Below are 21936 nucleotides of genomic sequence, written 5' to 3' on the forward strand. Positions count from 1 at the left end.
AACACAATGGCAATTACAAGAAGAAGTTTTCTGAAAGGTGTCGCTACTACAAGTGCGGCATCGGTTATCGGTCCAAGCTTATTGGCGTCGGCATCAGCGTCTGCTGCAGAAACAGACGGCGCGTGGAAAGTCTCTGGTTCTCACTGGGGTGCATTCCGAGCTCGTGTTTATGCGGGTAAAGTACAAGAAATTAAACCTCTAGAAATCGATCAACACCCAACTGAGATGTTGAAAGGTATTAAAGGTATTATCTACAGCCCATCACGTGTGCGTTACCCAATGGTTCGCCTAGATTGGTTGAAGAAGCATAAATACAGCGCAGATACGCGTGGTAACAACCGCTTTATTCGTGTGACTTGGGATGAGGCACTAGACCTTGTTTACCGTGAACTAGAGCGCGTACAGAAAGATTACGGTCCATGGGCGCTTCACACCGGTCAAACTGGTTGGAGACAAACTGGTCAGTTCCACAGCTGTACTAACCACATGCAACGTGCAATGGCACTTCACGGTTACTCTGTGAAGAAAATCGGTGACTACTCAACAGGTGCTGGTCAAACGATCATGCCTTACGTGCTAGGTTCGACTGAAGTTTACGCGCAAGGTACATCTTGGGAACTTATCCTAGAAAACAGTGACAACATTGTTCTTTGGGGTAACGATCCAGTTAAAAACCTGCAAGTAGGTTGGACATGTGAGACGCACGAGTCGTTCGCATACCTAGAACAGCTGAAAGAAAAAGTTGCTAAGAAAGAGATCAACGTTGTTTCTGTTGACCCTGTTAAAAACAAAACAGGCCGTTACCTAGAAAACGAGCAAATGTACATCAACCCACAAACTGATGTGGCGTTCATGCTTGGTGTTGCTCACGTTCTTTACAACGAAGATCTATACGACAAGAAGTTCATCGAAACTTACTGTCTAGGTTTTGAAGACTTCATCAAGTACGTTCAAGGTGAAACGAAAGATAAAGTTGAGAAGACACCAGAATGGGCTGCAGAAATCTGTGGTGCAAGCGCGGACTCTATCCGTGAATTCGCTAAGATGCTGGTTAACGGTCGTACACAGATTCTTGTGGGTTGGAGTATCCAACGTCAAGAGCACGGTGAACAGCCTTACTGGATGTGTGCAGTTATCGCAGCAATGGTTGGCCAAATTGGTCTACCTGGCGGCGGTATCTCTTACGGTCACCACTACTCAGGTATCGGTGTATCTTCAACTGGCTTCGCTGCTCCGGGTTCTTTCCCGCTGAACATCGACCAGGGTCAATCGCCTAAGCACACTAACACTGATTACAACGGTTACAGCCGCGTAATCCCTGTTGCTCGTTGGGTAGATAGCCTGCTAGAGCCAGGTAAGAAGATCAAAGCGAACGGTTCAACGGTAACACTACCTGATATCAAAATGATGGTATTCAGTGGTAACAATCCGTGGCACCACCACCAAGATCGCAACAAGATGCGTAAAGCATTCAAGAGCCTACAAACTGTAGTGGCTGTTGATTTCGCTTGGACTGCAACTTGTCGTCACTCTGATATCGTGCTTCCAGCATGTACTCAGTGGGAGCGTAACGATATCGATGGTTACGGTGCATACTCTGGCCGTGGTTTGATCGCGATGCACAAACTAGTTGATCCTCTGTTCCAGTCTAAGACTGACTTCGAGATCATGTCTAGCCTAACTAAGCGTTGGGGTCGTTACGACGATTACACGCGTGGTATGGATGAAATGCAGTGGGTTAAATCTCTGTACGACGAATGTCGCGCTTCAAACGAAGGTAGCTTCGAAATGCCTGAGTTTGCTGAGTTCTGGGAAAAAGGTTTCCTAGACTTCGGTAAAGGTAAGCCATGGACTCGTCACGCTTCATTCCGTGAAGACCCAGAGATCAATGCTCTAGGTACACCTTCTGGTTTCATCGAAATTACAAGCCGTACTGTAGGCAACATGGGTTACGAGCACTGTCAAGAACACCCAATGTGGTTCGAGAAATCTGAACGTTCACACGGTGGTCCAGGTTCTGACAAACACCCGTACTGGCTACAATCTTGTCACCCAGACAAGCGTCTTCACTCTCAGATGTGTGAATCTGAAGAGTGGCGTGCGACTTACGCGGTACAAGGTCGTGAGCCAATCTACATCAACCCAGTAGATGCTAAGAAGAAAGGCATCAAAGATGGCGACGTAGTACGTGTGTTCAACGACCGTGGTCAACTACTAGCGGGTGCTGTTCTAATGGATAGCTATGCTCCTGGTGTTGTTCGTATCGAAGAAGGTGCTTGGTACGGTCCGATCAACGAGAAAGTGGGCGCGCTAGATACATACGGCGATCCAAACACACTGACTCAAGATATCGGTACCTCTGAACTTGCTCAAGCAACGTCAGCAAACACATGTTTGGTAGACTTCGAGAAGTTCCAAGGCAAACTGCCTCCAGTAACTTCATTCGGTGGTCCAATCGAAGTTTCTTAAGCATCTCGCTTAAAAGCTAAGATTAAAGCTTGAATTAAAGCCCCTGTAAGCACTCTTACAGGGGCTTTTTGTATTTTAGATATCTGTGTTGCTGTTTCTAATAAGCCTTGTGACAAGGCGAATAGAGGGCGTTTTTGAGATAGGCTGTAACGTGCTGTTTGAGATAGGTGACAGAAGCAATGACGCGGAAACAAAAAGGCCGATACAAAGTACCGACCTTACAGAAGCCTATGGAGTTAACTCTGATCAAGTTAGATCTCAAACATAAACCAATAGCCATAAGCACAGATTAAAGCGGGCACACTTGAATACAAGGTTGCGACCAGTGCTGCTTTCGGTGCCATCGCAATCGCAGGAAATAGTGCATCACCATCATTTGAAATTGCGTTACCTACCTGAGCCGAAAGTGGTAGTGCGCCTGAAAGGTATAAGCTAGTGACCAATAATTGTGGTCCACAGCCCGGTAGCAAACCCATCAACACGCCAGCCAGGGGGAGCATGATACCCCAGCTTGAGAATAGCGTCGCAAAATCGACATTTGCAATGACAGAGCCAAATTCAAAGAAAAGAAAGGCAACCACCACCCAAGCGGTAACAAAGTTTGTATCTTGAGCGGTCTTTTGCAGTGGATGAGAGCCTACACATTTTTCGTCCTCACTCACAGCTGATTTGTAATCCTCAATTTCACGGGTCAGCCCCCACAGAAACATTGAGCTAATCAGTAAAATTGTTCCCACCCATTCCATTGACATTTCAGGCAAAGCGAGCAGCTCGTTGACATCGACTTGAAAAGAGCCAAGTAGGGCAACTGCAGCACCAGGAATAATCAGTACAGACCAAAGGTAACCTTGCAGGTTTATCGCTTTTTTAGAGACCGATTCTTTGTCTTGAGATAGAGAAGCGCAGCTGTTGGTGGCATCACTTTTTTCTGCTTGTTTCGGGCGTAAGAAGTCGTCTGCGTGAAACAAGTTAATGATTCGGCCTGATGCGGTACCTACAATGACGCCCATCGCCATCATAGCTAAACCTGTCTTAGGCTCGCTCGCTATTAGCAGGAACGCCGCGTCACCCATGGTTGAGACGAGCACCGCAACTACCGCGCCAAACCCAAGTTTGCCGGATATAAACTGTGTAGTAACCACAATCGCACCACCACAACCGGGCAGTGCGCCCATCAAAGCGGCAAACACCACTTGGTTTGGACGAGACTGATGGACAAGCTTGTTGAATACATTGTCTTTGTTGATGTAAAGGCTTAACCCGTGGTAAATAGCCAAAGTTAAAGCAACGTAGCAAGACACTGCCCAGAAGGCGTCTGACAGCGTGGTCACCGTCAGCTCTCGTGTAGCCGGGGCTGCAACCAATGCTGCTAGTGAGATGGGTAAAAGCAGGCGCTTAAATGAGAGTGAAAACTGAGTTGTTTTCGCAGCGCTGCTGCTTGGCAAAAAAGAGATTAGTCGATCCATAGGTGTTACTCAACAATAGTGGCTTAAGATAAATATATACGAATGATAATAATTATCAATTGCATTTGTTGTTTTTTTATCTATTGTTACTATTGGCTAAACCTACGAAACATGACCAATCTAAAAAAATGAGGTAAAGTATGGCTAATAAAGAGAGGCTCTAAAGGTAGAGTCATAATTGTTAGTGTAATAGGAAGAAACATGATTTTAGTTGTTGGTCACAAAAACCCTGATAGTGACAGTATTTGTAGTGCGTTAGTTGCAACAGAGCTTCTTAAAGCTCGTGGCGAGGAAGCGACACCAATTCGCCAAGGCGAGATCAACCGCGAAACTCAACACATTCTAGAAGTTGCTGGCGCTGAAAAACCAGAGCTTCGTACTTCTGTTGCTGGTGAGAAAATCTGGCTAGTAGACTACTCAGATCTAGCACAAGCACCAGACGATGTTGCTGAAGCAGAGATCGTAGGTATTGTCGATCACCACCGTCTAGGCGATGTGATGACAGTAAACCCAATGGAAGCTTGGATCTGGCCTGTTGGTTGTACAAACACTGTACTTTTCAACATGTTCAAGATTGAAGGTCACGCTATCTCTCAACAAATCGCTAAGCTAATGATGTCTGCAATTCTTTCAGACACAGTTGGTTTCGCATCTCCAACATGTACTCAAAAAGACAAAGACGCGGTTGCTGAACTTGCTGAAATCGCAGGTGTAGAAGACGTTGATGCATTCATCAAAGCACTTCTAATCGCTAAGACAAACATCGAAGGCCTATCTGCTGCACAGCTAGTAGAAAAAGACCTTAAAGGCTACCCATTCAATGGTCGCGATGTTGTTGTTGGTCAAGTTGAACTTGCGACTCTTGAGCAAGTAGACGGCATGATTGAAGCTCTAGAAGCTGATCTTGAAGAGCGTTGTGAGAAAGACGGTCTAGCATTTGCTGCGGTAATGCTAACTGACATCACTACTGCGCAAACTCGTCTTCTTTACAAAGGTGAGTGGGCTGAGAAATTAGTTAAGCACGAGAAAGACGGCGTATTGATGATGGAAAATACACTAAGCCGTAAGAAGCAAGGCTGGCCTTGGCTACAAGGTGAGCTTGTTTAATCAAGTCACTTAAATAATAAACGCCTGCTACTTTAGCAGGCGTTTTTCTTTGAAGTAGATTTTCTTCTTCATCGATAATGTTTGAAGTTAAAAGTACTCGGCATAAAATAGCTTTAAGAACAAAGTTACTGACTAAAGTAGGAAATTAAGATGACTACACAGCTAGACGATAAAAAAATCGCTGAAATCAACAAGTATACGGGCGAGCAACGCCTGAAGTACTGTGTGAAAGAAATCGTAGCAAACCGTGAAGTATGGATCTTAACCGATGAACACGGTTGTGTAATGCTGAACACAGAAGATGAAGACTGTGTTCCAGTATGGCCAAACCAAGAGTTCGCAGAGTCATGGGCAACGGGTGATTGGTCTGAGTGTAAAGCTGAGTCTATCTCGCTAAACAAATGGCATAGTCGCTGGACGAATGGTCTAGAAGACGACGAGCTTGCTGTTGTGGTATTCCCGAACGAACAAGAAGAGGGCGTTATCTTGTTCCCTGATGAGTTCGATTTCGAGTTGAAGAAACAGGCAGCTAAGCGCTAGTTCTTTCGTTATACAGTAACATCGTAAGTCAGCGTTGCCTTTCTTAGGCAGCGCTATCATTCAATTAGCACATCTCAGCTACTTCCAACGTATATTCCTTCAATACCCAATCAACTGATACAAGGGCGCTTGCTGTGCGGCTCTAGAAGCTTGTTGAAGCACACCTGTTTTACTGTATCTCTTCAGTACCTTTCGAACGATAGGCTTTACTTCCGATTCTGTCATTCCAGCTTTCAATTCTGGTTCATACAGTAGTTGCAGTAGCACCACATCTAAAGGTGATAACAACTCTTCTGGCGTGTGGTCGTTGAAAATAGAAGGGTAGGCTTTATCTGAATCATTCGGCAGACCTAGAACCTGTGTGATCTCTTCTACGATACAGGCGACTAGCTTACCTCGCGATCTTGCCTGATCTACGGGAATCACAATCCCAGCGTAAACAATCTCACTTTTAGAATTGGTTCGATAACCCGCCGTGCAGATAGCGTTATTTAAATGCTGAGTCGATTTGAGTTTCAGTACCGATTTCGCCTCTGACACCCACTGGCTCTGCCTCGTGTATATCCATTTAACGTTCGCTTCAGATTCTTTGCTGACGATTGTTATAGGGTGTTGAGTGACTTCGGATAGATGTTGGATATGAAGCTCGGTGAGCTCTTGATGCAGTTCTTCATCGCCCACTCGATGATCAATCCAAATCTTGATCGGTTGTTTCCATTTGGCGAGTGGTTTATTGCCTTGGGAATATTCGTGTTGCAGCGCGACGTTATAAAACGCATTTTCAACGAAGGTTCTATCTAACCAAGTAAGCGGAGTGCTTACGGCGTTAAAGCAGAGAGTTGCAAGCAAGAGGGGAAGCATTGAAGCTTTTGTTAGCATGCGTTACCCCCTCTAGTGGCGAGTGAAAAAGCGAAACCAGTTTAGTGGTTGGGCGCTTTGGAGAAATGACTCTCAACCAGTCTTTGCGTGATTTGGTGAGTTGGGTTGGTCAGCACTTGATCCGTTTCACCGCTCTCAACCACATTGCCTTCGTGCATCACGATGATCTTGTCGGTGATGTGCTTAACAATACCTAGGTGTTGAGATACGTAAACGAACGACACGCCCATCTCTTCTTGCAGCTCTAAGAACAAGTTAATAATTTGAGAGCGCATTGCCATGTCCAAACCATTTAACGCTTCATCAGCGACAATGATGGATGGCTGAAGTATCAAGGCACGAGCCAAACAAACCCTCTGTTTCTGGCCCGCAGCAAGCATCTGAGGGTAGAAGTAAGCATGTTCCGGAAGGAGACCAACGCGTAATAACGTGTCTTTCACGCGGCGCATACGGGCTTCTGGTGGCATGTTGGTATTTCGCTTCAATGGGCCTTCAAGAATTCGACCAATCTGAATGCGTGGATTAAGTGATGTATTCGGATCTTGGAAGATCATTCGAATCAGCTTACAACGAGTTGAATAGTCTTTGTGTTCTAGCTTTTCGCCGTTCACGCGGATCTCGCCCGCAGTCGGTTCAACCATGCCTGCGAGCATTCTCGCTAATGTTGATTTCCCAGAGCCATTCTGACCGATAAAACCAATCGTCTGGCCTGCTTCAAGGGAAAAGCTAACCGGCTTCACCGCCTGATGAATCTTCTTACGAAAAAGACCAGAGCGAGTCGTAAAGTCTTTAGATAGATCACTGACTTCTAATAATGCACTCATGATTTCTTTTTCTTCTCCATATTCAGAGGGAAGTGACAGTTAAATTTATGGTTCTTGATACGTTTAGTATGTGGGATCTCCACACATTGCCTTTGCGCGTATGGGCAACGTGGGCCTAACCGACAACCAATAGGTAGATGTTGCAACGGCGGAATTGATCCTGGTAAAGACTGTAGCTTCTCCTTGTGGGGAATCCAGTCGTTAAAGTCTGGCATCGCTTTTAGCAAAGCAACGGTGTAAGGGTGCTTAGGTGCATCCAATAGTTTCTGCGTATCAGCAGATTCTACAGATTGGCCACAGTACATAACGGTAATACGAGTCGCCCATTGGGTAATGGTCGTTAAGTCATGGCCGATCAGCACGATGGTCGTGTTATTGATCTGATTCATACGACTCAACAGACGCAGTATTTGAGACTGCGTAATTGGGTCTAAATCGTTGGTTGGCTCATCCGCTATTAAGACTTTTGGTTTGGCAGCTATCGCCATTGCGATCATGACTTTCTGACACTCACCATCGGTCAGTTCATAAGAGTAACTGTCCATTAGACGAGAGTGGTCTTTGATACCTACTTTGTGCAGTAACGCTATGGCCTGCTTCTTACGCCACTTAAATCGCTGCCACCAACGACCTTCAAATGCGTGGGAAGGAATCGCTTCAATGAGTTGGTTGCCTACTTTTTCAGAAGGGTCAAGACAGGTCGATGGCTCTTGGAAGATCATCGCGATATCGCGTGCGATCACTCGTCGCCTTTCTTTCGGCGTCAGTTGCAGCAGGTCGATATTACCTAAGCGCATTCGGTCTGCAGAAACCTTCCAGTTTTCTTTACAAACCCCGACAATTGCCTTTGCAACCAAGCTCTTACCTGAGCCAGACTCACCTACTAAGCCACGAATTTCCCCTTCATTGAGGGTAATACTCATTCGATCTACTGCTTTAACCATGCCTTGAGGGGTCTCAATTTCGATGGTTAGATGTCGAATATCAAGTAACGGCATTATTCGATTCCTGCATTTAGCGCTTGGCGAACACCTTCACCGACGAGGTTAATCACGATAACTGTAAACATAATAGCTAAGCCGGGTAGGGTTACTGTCCATGGCGCAAGGTAAATCAACTCGACCGAATCACCTAAGATTGAGCCCCATTCCGTACTTGGTGCTTGAGCGCCAAGCCCCAAGAAACCTAAGGCCGTGATATCAAGAATTGCAACTGACAGTGCCAGAGTCACTTCAAGAGCGACCACGGTAAGAATGTTAGGAAGGACTGAGTTCCATAGTAGGTAGAAATCGTTCGCACCATCAAGGCGAGATGCCAGAATGTAGTCCTTCTCTACTTCAGCGTGCACGGCAATGTACACCGAGCGAATAAAGCGCGGAATCAGTGCCAAGCACAAGGCAAGCAAGATATTAAACTCACCAAAGCCAAGGAATGCTACGAAGATAATCGCCAGCAGAAGAGATGGGATTGACATCACGGTATCAAGCAGGTGATTGAGCGTGCTTGATAGCAACCCACGCGTCATCCCGGCAAGTACGCCAATCAGACAGCCAATGACTGCTGCGATAAAGGTAATCACCACCGCAGCGCCGAAAGTAAGTTGAGAGCCAATTATTAGGCGAGAAAGAATGTCTCGGCCTAAGTCATCAGTACCTAGAAAGTATTCAACCGTACCCGCAGGATCCCACGAGGGAGGGGTTAGAAGGTGTCCCGTTTGCTCTTGTGCATCATGCGGTGCTAACCACGGTGAAGTGACGGTAACCAGAATGATAAGCACCAAACACCACAAGCCAAACATCGCCAGATTGTTGCTACGGAAGCTGCGCCAGAAACGTTCGAACTGGGTTGGAATCTGTTCTTCTTGGTAGACGTTATTTGTTAGCATACCATTCCTTCCTTACCAGTGGATTGATCATCGCGCCCAGTAGATCGGACAGAATATTTGCAGTCAAAACCAAGGTTGCCACTACAATTACGCCTGCTTGAATTGAAACATAATCTTGATTCGATAATGCATCCAATAACCAGCGGCCAATACCCGGCCAGTTAAAGATAGACTCGGTAATAATAGCAAGCGTTAACATACTTGATAGTTGAACGCCGACCTTAGGAATAATCGGTGGTATTGCATTTCTCAACACGTGTTGAGTGATGATCTCTCTAGTTGATAGACCCTTAATTCGCGCGGCGCGGATGTAGTTTTGAGTCATCACTTCAGCTACTGATGCTCTCATCAATCGGATTACCTGAGTCGTTGGGGCGAGCGCTAAAACAAGGCAAGGCAACGCCATATGCTCGATAACACTTTGTAGTGCGTGTGCACGGTAACGGCCTTCGGCAAAAAAGGCATCTATCATCGCGAAGCCAGTCACGTGTTCAATTTCGTAAAGCAGGTCGTATCGACCGCCAACCGGGAACATTTCAAAGTGCAGAGAAAATACCATGATCATCAACAATGCGACCCAAAATATAGGTGCAGAGTAACCGGCCATAGAGGTAAACGATATTGTCGTATCGACAAACTTACCTTGTCTCATACCTGCAATCGTGCCGAAAGGGATGCCGATAAACAGCGCAAGCACAAAGGCAAAGAAGCACAGTTCTAACGTTGCAGGGAATACAACGGCCAACTCATCGATGATAGGTACACCGTGTTTGCTTAGACCAAAGTTTAGTGTCGATAATTCAGTGATATAGCTGATCCAACCGGGCCAGAAATCTTGAATTGCCCAAGGTGAGGTTTGGTCTAATCGAAGCAGGGCGAAACCTACTAACGTCAGAATCCCCAACGTAATAATGAATAAGTTTACACGTCTTAATGTATACCAAAACATCACTGCACCTCTCTTCTGACTTGGTCAAAAGGTTGAGCATTGAACGGGCTCTGTTTAAAACCGGTTAGCGAACGATCGTGCACGCGGAACTGCACGCCGTGAGCGAGAGGGATCACAGGAACTTCTTCATTGAGAATGTTTTGGGCTTGTCGATACAAGTTCACACGGTGCCTTTGTTGATTGATCTCTAATGCTAAGTCGAGAAGGAAATCAAAGTCTGAATTACACCACATAGAGACGTTTAATCCTGCGCGTTCTGAGCTGCATGATAGAAGTGGACGCAAGAAGTTATCTGGATCCCCCGTATTGCCTATCCAGCCAGTAAGCAACAAGTCTGTTGAGGAAATAGAGGATAACTGTGTGCGGTCAAATCGATCGTCGGTATAGAGTTTCAGCTCGATACCAATATCGACCAAGTTTGCTTGGATCAATTCTGCGGTTTTTCTTGGGCTTGGGTTGTATGCGCGTGGCTCTAGTGGTACCCACATCGAAAGCTCTAATCCAGGTTCAACACCAGCTTCTTTGAGAAGCGCAATTGCATAGTTTCGATCATAACGAACTTGAACGCTGTCTTTTTGGTAAGCCCAAGACGTAGGAGGAAGCAATGTGTAGGCCTTAGTACCTGTGCCGTAATACACAGAATCAAGAATGTTCTGACGATTGATGGCTAGGTTGAGCGCTTTACGAACTCGAGAATCGCGTAGTGCAGGGTGCTCAGTATTCAGCGCGATGAAAGAGACATTAACCGCCGGTGTAGCAGAAATTTTCAGCTCTTCATGAGCTTGAATAATAGGGATCTGACTAGAAATCGGTGAGTTCAACACGTCACACTCACTGCGGAGAAGCTTGGCAAGTGTGCCTGTCCCACGTTGTGAAGTATCAAACACAACTTGGTCCATTTGTACTTCTCCCCTCCAGTAGTGCTTGTTTTTTTTCAAGCGAACTAGGTCATTGATCTGGTATTCGTCTAAGTAAAAAGGACCAGTGCCGACCGGGTTGGAATCGATTTGATTTTTCTCGTCCGCAGCAATGAGCTTATTGGCATATTCTTTAGAATGAATGACCGCATAGCTGGTGGCGATATTGTTGAGAAATGAATTGTCTGGGCGACTTAATTGGAATTTCACCGTTAGGTCGTCAACTGCAGTGATATCGACGATCAGGTTTTTGAAGTCGATTCCGGCAAACCATGGATATAGGCCACCGCCTACATAATGAAATGGGTTTGAACTATCAATGACACGTTCGAAGCTAAACACCACGTCTTGCGCATTCATGCTACGAGTTGGGGTGAACCAGTCTGTAGTTTGGAACGCAACATTTGGGCGCAGTTTGAACGTGTACTCTGTACCAGATTTATCAACAGACCAACTTGTCGCCAAGTTCTGCTTTGGTCGGTAAGTCATCGGATCAAGAGTGAGCAGTGTATCGAAGATTTGAGGGCTCAGTGATTCTGCGGTAATACCACTATCAACCAGCTGTGGGTTGAAGGTACTAGGATTACCTTGGCCGCAATAAATGAAGCCTTTTTCACGGATTTGCTCGTGATCCACACTCTCACCACATCCAGCTAGAAAGCTCAGCGTGCAGATGCTCAGTGATAGTTTTATTAGTGCTTTCATAAAAAGAAATACTTTTCGAAACGAGGCGTTAGAGGAGCCTCAAGATCCGGACAATTTAACATTTTATTTATTCGGCTCCAAATAATAATCTAGTGTGGGCAGCTATTTATCGTTAGCTTGTCCGACAATCGCGTACTTCCTCACCATTCCTCGTAATTGGTTGTAGGTTAACCCAAGTAATTCAGCGGCTTGCTTCTGGTTGTACTTGCTTTGTTTTAAGGCTTGATTGAGTAGCTTGATGTCTTGCTGTTCCTGCCATGCTTTGTAATCCAACGGCAAAGAAAAAGCGCTATCAGATGAAGTATGGCTGTTGGACTGAGCATTGCCAGTTTCTGGCGTCGAATCTTGTTCTGTTTTCCATGCTGGTTTGAATGGGTTAAACACCAAAGATTCAATAGGATATGGATTCTTACCATGCTGATAGATTGCCCGCTCAATGACGTTTTTTAGCTCTCGTACATTCCCTGGCCAAGAGTACTCCAATAGCGATTCAACGGCTGATGGAGCAAAGCCGACAAACAACTCCAATTCCAATTCACGACACATCTTAATTGCGTAGTATTCTGCCAATAACGTGATGTCTTCTTTACGTTCACGAAGCGGCGGGATAGTAATCACATCAAACGCCAATCTATCGAGTAAATCGGCCCTGAATTCGCCTTTCAAAGCCATCTCAGGCAAGTCGGCATTGGTTGCACACACCAGTCTTACATTGGCACTCAAAGCCTTTTGGCCGCCAACACGTTCATATTGTCCGTATTCGATAACACGTAACAACTTTTCTTGAACTGCAAGCGGGGTTGTTGCCAGCTCATCAAGAAACAGAGTGCCGCCCTCCGCCCTTTCAAAGCGGCCTTGATGACGGCCTTTTGAGCCCGTGAAAGAACCGGATTCATGACCAAACAACTCAGAATCAATCAAACCTTCGCTGAGGGTTGAACAGTTCAGCGAGATCAAAGGTTGATCCCAACGTCTTGAAAGGTAATGCAGCCTTTGTGCGATCAATTCTTTACCCGTACCACGCTCGCCAATGATCAGAATGGGTCTTTCGATTGGAGCCAGTTGAGAAACTTTATCCAAAACAGAGAGAAAACTAGGGGATTCACCAATGAGGTTCTGCTGCATAGTGGGTCCTTATGCGGTTTAAGTACTGAAGAAGGTCATGTTAGGGCTATAGTGGTGAAAAATACCAATACTTGGCTAAATTCATCATAGCATGTCTCGGGTTAATCACCATTGTATTGTAAGTGCATGATAATAAATGGCTTAAAAGTTGGCATGCTACTTGGATTACTTATGGTAGGTTTAACAACAAACGTAAATTTGCGAGCAAGTGAGTAAAGAGTCGAACAACGATTTAGAACGCATTTGCCATCATTGTAATTAAGGAGTTCCTCATGGGTATTTTTTCTCGCTTTGCAGACATTGTAAATTCAAACATCAGTGCACTATTAGATAAGGCTGAAGATCCTGAAAAGATGATTCGCCTGATTATCCAAGAAATGGAAGACACGCTGGTAGAAGTTCGCACTAACTCGGCAAAAGCTATCGCAGACAAGAAAGAGCTAGCGCGTAAAGTTGAAGCTATCGAAACTCAGATTCTAGATTGGCAAAATAAAGCGACACTAGCACTGACTAAACAACGCGAAGATCTGGCGAGAGCAGCGCTGATTGAAAAGCAAAAACTTGAAGACATCATCAAGAGCCTTCATACAGAACAAACATTGGTTCATGAAACCATCGAGAAGCTAACCAGTGAGATTGGCAAGCTAGAAACTAAAATTGCAGAAACTCGTGCAAAGCAACAAGCATTGATGATTCGCAATAATACTGCGAGCAATCGTCGTGATGTTCAAAAACATCTGCATTCAAGCAAAACCAACGAAGCAATGGCGAAGTTTGAGCAATTCTCGCGTAAAGTGGATGAATTAGAAGCTGAGGCAGACGTTTACGCAAAAACAGGCAACGCAAAATCTTTAGATCAAGAGTTTGCAGAGCTACAAGCTCAAGACGAAATTGAAAAAGAGCTAGCGAAACTGAAGCAACAAGTTGAAAACCGCGATAAATAATTTAGGAGTTTTCTATGTCAACATTTCTAATTGCAGGCCCACTGATTGTCTTCTTGATCTTCGTGGCTCCGCTATGGTTATTCTTACATTACCGCAGCAAGAAGAAATCCAGTAACGGTCTTTCAGAAACGGATCTTCAGCGTCTGCACAAGCTTTCAGCGCAAGCGGAATCTATGCAAGATCGTGTGAAGACACTAGAAAAAATACTGGATGCGGAGTCGCCTAACTGGAGACGCAACTATGAATAGAGAACTGTATCGAGACACGATTAACGGCAAATTGTCTGGTGTGTGTGCGGGCTTAGCGAACTACTTTGGCCTTGAAGTTTGGCTGGTTCGCATCTTAGTTATCTCTGCAGCACTGCTTGGGGGGAGTTTTCTGGTCTTGTTAGCGTATTTAGCTTTGACATTTATGCTTGAAAAACAACCACCTCAGTATGTCGATCAGATGAAAGCTAAGCAAGAGCACACGTTGAAGCAGAAGCCTTGGGAAAAAGGGCAGACTGCAGAGTCTTTGCTGGGCACTTTAGAGGGGGATTTCCAGAAGTTAGAGACCAGTGTCCGCAACATGGAAGCTTATGTCACCTCCGACACTTTCAAAGTTGATCGCGCATTTAAGAACATCTAGTGTTAAAACCTCAAAAAATTAGATAACGGTTTAGGAAAATTTATCCCAAGCCGTTATTTTTTTTAATAATTTTGTCTAAATAAATCTTACGATAACTGGCAAGTTACATGTGATTAATCTATGTTATAAAAATATTTATAGATATGGATGAACACCAATGTATAGAGCCTCCGTTGTCCTATTGACGGCCTTAGCTGGGTTGTCTGGGTGTGGTAAGGAGCTTCCTCCCGTGCCTGAACCTGAATCTAGACCCGCCAAACTTTTCACTGTCTCCGTCGGTAGCAACGCTTTTGAACGAACTTTTCCTGCCACTACCGAAGCGGGTGACAAAGCGGTATTAGCTTTCCGTGTACCTGGATTACTTCAAACTATCGATGTCACAGCGGGACAAAGCGTGCAAAAAGGTGACCCTTTAGCAATGCTCGACCCTGATGAATATCAATTGTTGGAGAAACAAGCCAGAGCGAATTTCAAGTTGTCTGACGTTCAATATCAACGTGCAATAAAATTGCGTAAAGACCGAGTCGTTTCTGAGCAAGATTTTGACCAAGCAAAAGCGAACCATAACTCTGCAAGAGCAGAGCTCAATCAAGCGAAAGCTAATTTACGCTACACCACTCTTGTTGCTCCATACGATGGCACCATCTCCATTATCCCAGCTGAAAACCATGAATACATAGCGGCGAAGCAAGGAGTCATGAATATTCAAACCAATCAAATCCTCAAAGTCGTATTTTTATTGCCTGATCGCCTAATTACACGTTATTCATCCGGGTTTGAAACTGATTCGACTATGGTATTTGATGCGTTTCCTGACAACGCTTATGAACTGATTTTTCAAGAGGTTGATACCGAAGCGGATCCTAAAACTGGTTCTTATAAAGTTACCATGGTAATGGAGAGACCTACTGACATTGGCATCCTACCTGGTATGTCGGGAACCGTAAATTTGGTTTCTGCCAAAGCAGCTGCGACGAAAATTCCAACCTCAGCAATGATGACCGATGGCGACGATGTTTCAGTTTGGCGCGTAAACAGTGACGGTATTGTTGAGAATGTGGCAATTGTGATTGATGAAAAGCGTCACATTGTCTCTGGGCTTAATGATGGAGACCGCATCGTAACCTCTGGTGTTAATGGTCTTGAACCCGGCGTTAAAGTCCGAGAGTGGATCAAGGAAAGGGGGCTATAACATGAGTGCATTTAAATTAGCGACAGGTTTGTCATGTTTAGTTCTGCTAACCGCTTGCGGAGAAAAGCCACAAATAGAAGTCGACAATACACCCCTAGTCAAAGCGATTGAAATTTCAGTCTTGGATTTCAATGACAAGCTGTACTTTCCAGCAGTGGCGAATGCCGCAGAGAAAGCGCATCTCAGTTTTCGTGTCGCGGGTGAGATCTTTAAGCTTGATGTCAAAGAAGGCCAGCGAGTTAAAGCGGGGGAATTGATTGCCGAGCTCGACCCTACAGACTACCAATTAGATGTTGATAACGCTCAGGCGAGATATACGGTAATCAATAGCCAATATAGACGCTCTAGTCCGTTGGTCAAAAAAGGGCTGTTGGCTAAATCTCAGTTTGATGAAATTGCAGCTCAACGCCAAATAGCGTATGCCGAGTTAGAGCTAGCTAAGTTACGCTTATCCTTTACTAAGCTTCTTGCACCTGTTGATGGGATTATCTCCCGAGTCAGTGTTGATCAATACGAAAATATTCAAGTCGGTCAGCAAGTTGTCAATATTCACAGCGTCGAAGATGTTGAAGTCATTATCCAGTTACCAGACCGCATATATGTAAATCAACCGAATGATGCGGTACTAAAGACTATCGAAGCTCTGGTGAGAGTTCCGAGTGGTAATGAGTATCCAGCGAGCATAAAAGAGTATACGACAGAGCCAGACCCAAGCACTGGTACCTTTACGGTTACCTTGGCATTGCCGATGCCCGAAGATGATTTGATTCTTGATGGTATGGCTGTCGATGTTACCTCTCATGGGCGAGATATTGGTTTAGAACTGAAAGCCGGTGTTTTGGTTCCAATTGAGGCGGTGTTCAATGCGGATGGCGATGAACTGAGCCGAACGAACTCATTTGTTTGGGTTTTGAATGATGACAATACCGTTTCGAAGCAGCAAGTCGTGTTAGGAAAAGCAAACCAGAAAACTTTGCAGATCATGAAAGGATTAGAAATGGGGCAGCATGTCGTTGTTGCAGGCGTATCGCGATTGCGAGATGGGATGACAGTGGAAGTATTGCCTCAGGAGACGAATAATGAGTGAAGTAAATAACAAGCCTCAAAATGACGATCAACAGGGTGATGATCAGATCACAGGTGTTGCTTCTTACTTTATACGTAACAAAGTCATTAGCTGGATGCTATCTCTGATCTTTCTTATTGGTGGTGTTTCTGCATTCTTTGGTTTGGGTCGTCTAGAAGATCCTGCCTTTACCATCAAAGATGCAATGGTAGTGACCTCTTACCCTGGGGCTACCCCTCAGCAAGTGGAAGAGGAAGTGACCTATCCGCTAGAGAAAGCGATTCAACAGCTTACTTATGTGGACGAAGTGAACTCTATCTCAAGCCGTGGCCTGTCTCAGGTAACGGTAACGATGAAGAATAACTACGGCCCGGACGATCTTCCGCAAATTTGGGATGAACTTCGCCGAAAAGTGAATGATCTTAAGGTTGAACTGCCACCCGGCGTCAACGATCCTCAAGTCATCGATGATTTCGGTGACGTTTACGGGATTTTGTTGGCGGTGACGGGGGATGGCTACAGTTATAAAGAGTTACTCGATTATATTGACTACCTAAGGCGAGAATTAGAGCTGGTCGACGGGGTCAGTAAAGTCTCGGTATCCGGCCAGCAGCAAGAGCAAGTGTTCATTGAGATATCGATGAAACGGATAAGCTCATTAGGTCTGTCTCCAAGCACAGTATTTAACCTTTTATCGACTCAAAATATTGTTTCCAGTGCAGGTGCGGTGAGAATTGGTGACGAATACATTCGTATCCACCCTACGGGCGAGTTCCAGAATGTAGAGCAACTGGGTGATTTGATTCTGACAGAAGGTGGCGCTCAAGGGCTTATCTACCTGAAAGATGTGGCAGAGGTAACTCGTGGTTATGTTGAAGTACCTACTAACATCATTGGCTACAATGGCAAGCTTGCGCTCAACCTTGGGGTATCCTTTGCGCAAGGTGTAAACGTTGTGGCGGTGGGTGAAGCCTTTGACCGAAGACTCGCCGAGCTGAAATATCAGCAGCCCATCGGTATCGATATCTCTGAGGTTTATAACCAACCCAAAGAGGTAGATAAGTCAGTAAGTGGATTTGTGGTGAGTTTGGGGCAGGCGGTTGCGATTGTAATCGTGGTTCTGCTGTTCTTCATGGGGCTACGCTCTGGTCTGTTGATCGGTTTGATATTGTTGTTGACCGTTTTCGGTACCTTTATTTTCATGCAGTACTTCAAGATTGACCTTCAACGTATCTCATTAGGCGCGTTGGTTATCGCTCTGGGGATGCTGGTGGATAATGCCATTGTGGTGGTGGAAGGGATATTGATCGGCACGCAGAAGGGGCGAACCCGGATGCAGGCCGCCACCGATATCGTGACCCAAACCAAATGGCCGCTGTTGGGGGCAACGGTGATTGCGGTGACTGCGTTTGCTCCTATCGGTTTATCCGAGGACTCAACAGGTGAGTACTGTGGCACCTTGTTCACAGTGCTACTGATTTCTTTGATGCTGAGTTGGTTTACTGCCATCTCGCTCACGCCGTTCTTTGCTGACATGTTCTTTAAAGGTCAAAAGGTCGACTCAGAGAACGAAGGTAAAGACCCATACAACGGGATGGTTTTTGTGATCTACAAAAACTTCCTTGAGTTCTGTATGAAGCGTGCTTGGTTAACCATGTTTGTTCTGATTATTGGTTTGGGCGCAAGCGTTTACGGCTTTGGTTTTGTAAAACAAGCCTTCTTCCCATCCTCGACAACACCGATGTTCCAAGTTGACGTCTGGATGCCGGAAGGTACTGATATTCGAGCGACCAATACCAAGCTTAAAGTGCTTGAGAGTTGGTTGGCTGATCAGGACGAAGTTGAGCACATCACGACGACTGCGGGTAAAGGCCTGCAACGTTTCATGCTGACTTACGCACCAGAGAAAAGTTATAGCGCGTATGGCGAAATAACGGTCCGTGTGAAGAGCTACGAAGTGCTTGAAGGGCTGATGAAACGCTTTCGTGAGCACGTAAATGGTCAGTTCCCTGAGATCGACTATAAGCTCAAGCAGATTGAATTAGGCCCTGGTGGTGGTGCGAAGATTGAAGCGCGAATTGTTGGTTCTGATCCAACAGTATTACGTTCAATTGCCGCTCAAGTGATGGATATCATGCGATCTGATTCTGGAGCATTTAATATTCGTCATGATTGGCGTGATAGAACTAAGGTGTTAGAGCCTCAGTTCAACGAAAGTCAAGCGCGTCGTTATGGCATCACCAAGTCTGATGTCGATGACTTCCTCGCGATGTCTTTCTCTGGTAAGTCGATTGGTGTGTACCGTGATGGTACGACGCTGATGCCTATTGTGGCTCGTTTACCTGAAGATGAGCGTGTTGATATTCGTAACATTGAAGGTATGAAGATCTGGAGCCCGGCATTAAGTGAGTACATCCCGCTGCAACAAGTAACACTTGGTTATGAGTTAGAGTGGGAAGACCCACTGATCATCCGTAAGAACCGTAAGCGTATGCTGACGGTAATGGCGGACCCTGATCTATTGGGTGAAGAGACAGCATCAACTCTACAGAAACGCTTACAACCACAAATTGAAGCGATTGAGATGCCTCCGGGTTACTCATTGGAATGGGGTGGTGAATATGAGTCGTCAGCAGATGCACAGGCGTCACTGTTCACAACCATGCCTCTTGGTTACTTGTTCATGTTCTTAATTACCGTGTTCTTGTTTAACTCGGTGAAAGAGCCTCTGATTGTTTGGTTAACGGTTCCATTGGCGTTGATAGGGGTGACGACAGGCTTGCTAGCCTTGAATACACCATTCGGCTTTATGGCGCTGTTGGGCTTCCTGAGTCTATCTGGGATGCTTCTGAAGAACGGTATCGTACTGCTTGATCAAATTGAGATTGAGATGAAGTCAGGTAAAGATCCATATGTAGCGGTTGTTGATGCGGCACTGAGTCGTGTTCGTCCGGTATGTATGGCAGCGATCACCACGATTCTAGGTATGATCCCTCTACTACCGGATATCTTCTTCAAACCAATGGCAGTAACCATCATGTTTGGTTTAGGCTTTGCGACTGTACTCACGCTAATCGTAGTACCTGTGCTGTATCGTTTATTCCATAAAATTGAAGTGGCTTAATGTCAACTAACCTTTGAAATAATGCCCCTAAATGGGGCATTATTTTTATATATCGATTGATAGAAGAGAATAAAAAATGGAAGTAAATACATCGGATAGAACTTGCGCATGGGCGCTTAAACACGAGCTTGAAAGGGAGTACCACGATGCAGAGTGGGGCGTGCCTGTTTATGATGACCAAGTTCTGTTTGAGTTCATTACCTTGGAAGGCGCTCAGGCGGGTCTAAGTTGGATTACAATCCTCAAAAAGCGTGAAGGCTATCGTGCCGCATTCGATAATTACGAGTTAAACAAGTTAGCTGAGTTGAATGAAGACAACGTGCCGCACATCATTGAAAACTTCGATGTCGTTAAACACAAGGGCAAGATTGCTTCGGTATACAACAATGCGCGAGCTACGCTTGAATTACAGAAAGAGTTCGGCTCTCTTTCAAATGCTTTATGGCAGTTTGTTGATAATGAGGTGATTGTGAATCAATGGACCGAGATGTCTCAAGTTCCCGCTTCTACCGAGCAATCTAAAGCGATGAGTAAGTTTTTGAAGAAGAGAGGCTTTAAGTTTGTAGGGGAAACAATCTGTTACGCGTTCATGCAAGCGACAGGCATGGTTAATGACCATATCGTAGGTTGTCCGCACAAATAAAGGTGTTATTTATCGTCGAAAAATAATTGCGTTAATATAGGAAAATTCACTGGTCATTTATAAACTATTCAATATCATATGCGACCAAATTCAAACCTAGAAGACGATAGTGAAACAACAAAGCTACCAAATCTGTGATGTTAGTTATGATCCCTTGCTTCGGCAGTTTGTGCGTGACGATGGCCACGTAGAAACTATCGCGCCGATAGAAGGTAAGGTGTTTCTGTTCTTACTTGAAAATGCTGGTGAGTGTGTTGAACGAGGCCTAATATTTGATAGGTGCTGGGGCAATGTGATTGTCTCAGAGCAAGCGCTCACTAACGTGATATCTAAGATTAGAAAAACGCTATCGCGAGTGACTTGTGGCTGTGCAACGATTCGTACGGTCAGTAAAACGGGTTATTCACTTGTAATCGATGAATCGATAAAACCTAGTAAAACTGAAACTGTGCCTTCTCAAATGACTGCGAAGGCATCTAAATTAAACTCTTCACCTGTCGATCAAGAAGTGTTGGCTGCAACTGAATTAGAACCCTCAGATTCAAAGAGTAATGCGCACTTAATTAAAGCGGGCTACTTAGTCGCATTGATTTGTGTCGTCGTAACGGCGTTCAATCTTTTCAAAACCTATTATACGCCACTGCCTTATTTTATTGATAAAGCCGAGTACCGCGGCAGTTACACAGACAATACTAATCACTACTTTTTCCATGTTGCGCACAATGAATCTTATTCGTTGCCTGCGATCACTAAAAAGCTAACGGATGTGATACCTAGCCACTGCAATGTTGATGTTTTTGTCCGTATCTACCCATCAGTAGACCAGCCCGAAGATGATACGCTATACATGTTGATTCAAAGGAAGAGTGGTGAGGCTTTGAACTATAGCGCTTCTATTTTCAATGTAGAGTCGTCTTTTGATTCGTTTACTCAGTACATGGAAAAGAGGAGTAACTTTTGCGACTAATTGGCTTACTCATTCTATTGGCAATTGCTACAGCAAGCTTTTTTCTGGAACAGAACGCATTGGCTGGCACTCGCTGGCACTGTAAAACGCTAAAAACGGATTTTTTATCTCAGGCATTCCAACCGTATCAATCGCTTTATGAGCGAATGAGCATTACTTTTCAGTCTGACCAAACTTTTAGTATGAGAGAGTTTGTGACGATAACTGAGAAAGACGGTAACGAAGCTACAATGGAAAATCTTTATTCTGGTTACTATGGCCTTGATGGGGATAGTTTGTCGATGAGTATTATTGATGTGAGAACTGCAACGCCTTTTCATGATCCTATTATTAACAATGATTACAGTGAGTATAAAGGGGTGACGATTGACTACGCTATTGCAGTGAAGGATCAGTCTTTGTATATGTTCAATGAACATCGAACTGAAATATTCAATTGGGCGTGTTTTAACGTTCGTTAACGGCTTATAAAGCACTTTGTGGCAGTATTGGAATTACAGGCTACTG

General features: G+C 45.0%; 20 protein-coding genes. 12 read left to right on the forward strand and 8 right to left on the reverse strand.

The annotated features are described in order from the left end of the window. The first annotated feature begins 6 nt into the window (after positions 1-6). Complete coding sequence (torA, locus tag CWO08_RS09770) at positions 7-2469, forward strand: trimethylamine-N-oxide reductase TorA (RefSeq protein WP_048609404.1); 2463 nt, start codon at positions 7-9, stop codon at positions 2467-2469. A 251-nt stretch (positions 2470-2720) separates the two neighbouring features. On the opposite strand, the gene CWO08_RS09775 is transcribed toward torA, so the two are convergent. After that, entirely contained in the window at positions 2721-3935 is a 1215-nt protein-coding gene (locus tag CWO08_RS09775; protein WP_108020354.1) for a putative manganese transporter, read from the reverse strand. Positions 3936-4136: 201 nt separating this feature from the next. On the opposite strand from CWO08_RS09775, the gene CWO08_RS09780 reads away from it, so the two are divergent. Together CWO08_RS09780 and CWO08_RS09785 are read left to right on the forward strand one after the other, a co-directional pair. Then, positions 4137-5042: a manganese-dependent inorganic pyrophosphatase gene (locus CWO08_RS09780; RefSeq protein ID WP_048658327.1), complete on the forward strand. Its 906-nt coding sequence runs from the start codon at positions 4137-4139 to the stop codon at positions 5040-5042. A gap of 150 nt (positions 5043-5192) precedes the next feature. Then, positions 5193-5582 (forward strand): DUF2750 domain-containing protein, encoded by a 390-nt coding sequence (locus tag CWO08_RS09785; RefSeq protein ID WP_004734596.1) that lies wholly within the window; start codon positions 5193-5195, stop codon positions 5580-5582. A gap of 99 nt (positions 5583-5681) precedes the next feature. Here CWO08_RS09785 and CWO08_RS09790 read toward each other — a convergent pair whose 3' ends face one another. The 7 genes from CWO08_RS09790 to pspF form a co-directional block, all read right to left on the reverse strand. Next, positions 5682-6461, reverse strand: a complete 780-nt coding sequence (locus CWO08_RS09790) for a DUF2927 domain-containing protein (protein ID WP_057621775.1) — start codon at positions 6459-6461, stop codon at positions 5682-5684. Positions 6462-6502: 41 nt separating this feature from the next. Continuing rightward, positions 6503-7285 carry an ATP-binding cassette domain-containing protein gene (locus CWO08_RS09795; RefSeq protein ID WP_017060304.1) on the reverse strand — a complete coding sequence of 261 codons (783 nt, stop codon included), beginning with the start codon at positions 7283-7285 and terminating at the stop codon, positions 6503-6505. Next, positions 7282-8283 (reverse strand): oligopeptide/dipeptide ABC transporter ATP-binding protein, encoded by a 1002-nt coding sequence (locus CWO08_RS09800; protein WP_048658329.1) that lies wholly within the window; start codon positions 8281-8283, stop codon positions 7282-7284. Before CWO08_RS09800 ends, CWO08_RS09795 begins: the two co-directional genes overlap by 4 nt. Next, a complete protein-coding gene (sapC, locus tag CWO08_RS09805) occupies positions 8283-9170 on the reverse strand; it encodes a putrescine export ABC transporter permease SapC (protein ID WP_108020355.1) in 888 nt (295 codons plus the stop codon). Before sapC ends, CWO08_RS09800 begins: the two co-directional genes overlap by 1 nt. Then, positions 9157-10119, reverse strand: coding sequence for an ABC transporter permease subunit (locus tag CWO08_RS09810; protein ID WP_048658331.1), 963 nt, complete (start codon positions 10117-10119; stop codon positions 9157-9159). Before CWO08_RS09810 ends, sapC begins: the two co-directional genes overlap by 14 nt. Further along, the gene (gene sapA / locus CWO08_RS09815; protein WP_108020356.1) at positions 10119-11741 is read right to left on the reverse strand and encodes an ABC transporter substrate-binding protein SapA; all 1623 of its coding nucleotides are present in this window, start codon (positions 11739-11741) and stop codon (positions 10119-10121) included. The genes CWO08_RS09810 and sapA overlap by 1 nt, the downstream gene beginning before the upstream one ends. A 102-nt stretch (positions 11742-11843) precedes the next feature. Continuing rightward, positions 11844-12866 (reverse strand): phage shock protein operon transcriptional activator, encoded by a 1023-nt coding sequence (gene pspF / locus CWO08_RS09820; RefSeq protein WP_102433192.1) that lies wholly within the window; start codon positions 12864-12866, stop codon positions 11844-11846. Between the two features lie 272 nt (positions 12867-13138). Between pspF and pspA the strand changes: the two genes are divergently transcribed. From pspA to CWO08_RS09865, 9 genes are all read left to right on the forward strand, one after another. Beyond that, a complete protein-coding gene (gene pspA, locus CWO08_RS09825) occupies positions 13139-13810 on the forward strand; it encodes a phage shock protein PspA (protein WP_102433191.1) in 672 nt (223 codons plus the stop codon). A gap of 14 nt (positions 13811-13824) precedes the next feature. Continuing rightward, entirely contained in the window at positions 13825-14058 is a 234-nt protein-coding gene (pspB, locus tag CWO08_RS09830) for an envelope stress response membrane protein PspB (protein WP_004734605.1), read from the forward strand. After that, positions 14051-14437 (forward strand): envelope stress response membrane protein PspC, encoded by a 387-nt coding sequence (gene pspC / locus CWO08_RS09835; RefSeq protein WP_102433190.1) that lies wholly within the window; start codon positions 14051-14053, stop codon positions 14435-14437. Before pspB ends, pspC begins: the two co-directional genes overlap by 8 nt. 157 nt (positions 14438-14594) lie before the next feature. Further along, the gene (locus CWO08_RS09840) at positions 14595-15629 is read left to right on the forward strand and encodes an efflux RND transporter periplasmic adaptor subunit (protein WP_055320147.1); all 1035 of its coding nucleotides are present in this window, start codon (positions 14595-14597) and stop codon (positions 15627-15629) included. Between the two features lies 1 nt (position 15630). Continuing rightward, positions 15631-16716, forward strand: coding sequence for an efflux RND transporter periplasmic adaptor subunit (locus CWO08_RS09845; RefSeq protein ID WP_102431597.1), 1086 nt, complete (start codon positions 15631-15633; stop codon positions 16714-16716). Then, positions 16709-19819: an efflux RND transporter permease subunit gene (locus tag CWO08_RS09850; RefSeq protein ID WP_102431598.1), complete on the forward strand. Its 3111-nt coding sequence runs from the start codon at positions 16709-16711 to the stop codon at positions 19817-19819. The genes CWO08_RS09845 and CWO08_RS09850 overlap by 8 nt, the downstream gene beginning before the upstream one ends. Before the next feature lie 76 nt (positions 19820-19895). Then, positions 19896-20462: a DNA-3-methyladenine glycosylase I gene (locus CWO08_RS09855; RefSeq protein WP_055320150.1), complete on the forward strand. Its 567-nt coding sequence runs from the start codon at positions 19896-19898 to the stop codon at positions 20460-20462. A 109-nt stretch (positions 20463-20571) separates the two neighbouring features. Then, a complete protein-coding gene (locus CWO08_RS09860; protein WP_107898766.1) occupies positions 20572-21429 on the forward strand; it encodes a winged helix-turn-helix domain-containing protein in 858 nt (285 codons plus the stop codon). Then, on the forward strand, positions 21420-21890 hold the full coding sequence (locus tag CWO08_RS09865) for a hypothetical protein (protein ID WP_055320152.1): 471 nt from the start codon (positions 21420-21422) through the stop codon (positions 21888-21890). The genes CWO08_RS09860 and CWO08_RS09865 overlap by 10 nt, the downstream gene beginning before the upstream one ends. Positions 21891-21936: the final 46 nt, after the last annotated feature.

The sequence above is a fragment of the Vibrio sp. 10N.286.48.B8 genome (assembly GCF_003050085.1).
GTDB lineage: Bacteria > Pseudomonadota > Gammaproteobacteria > Enterobacterales > Vibrionaceae > Vibrio > Vibrio crassostreae.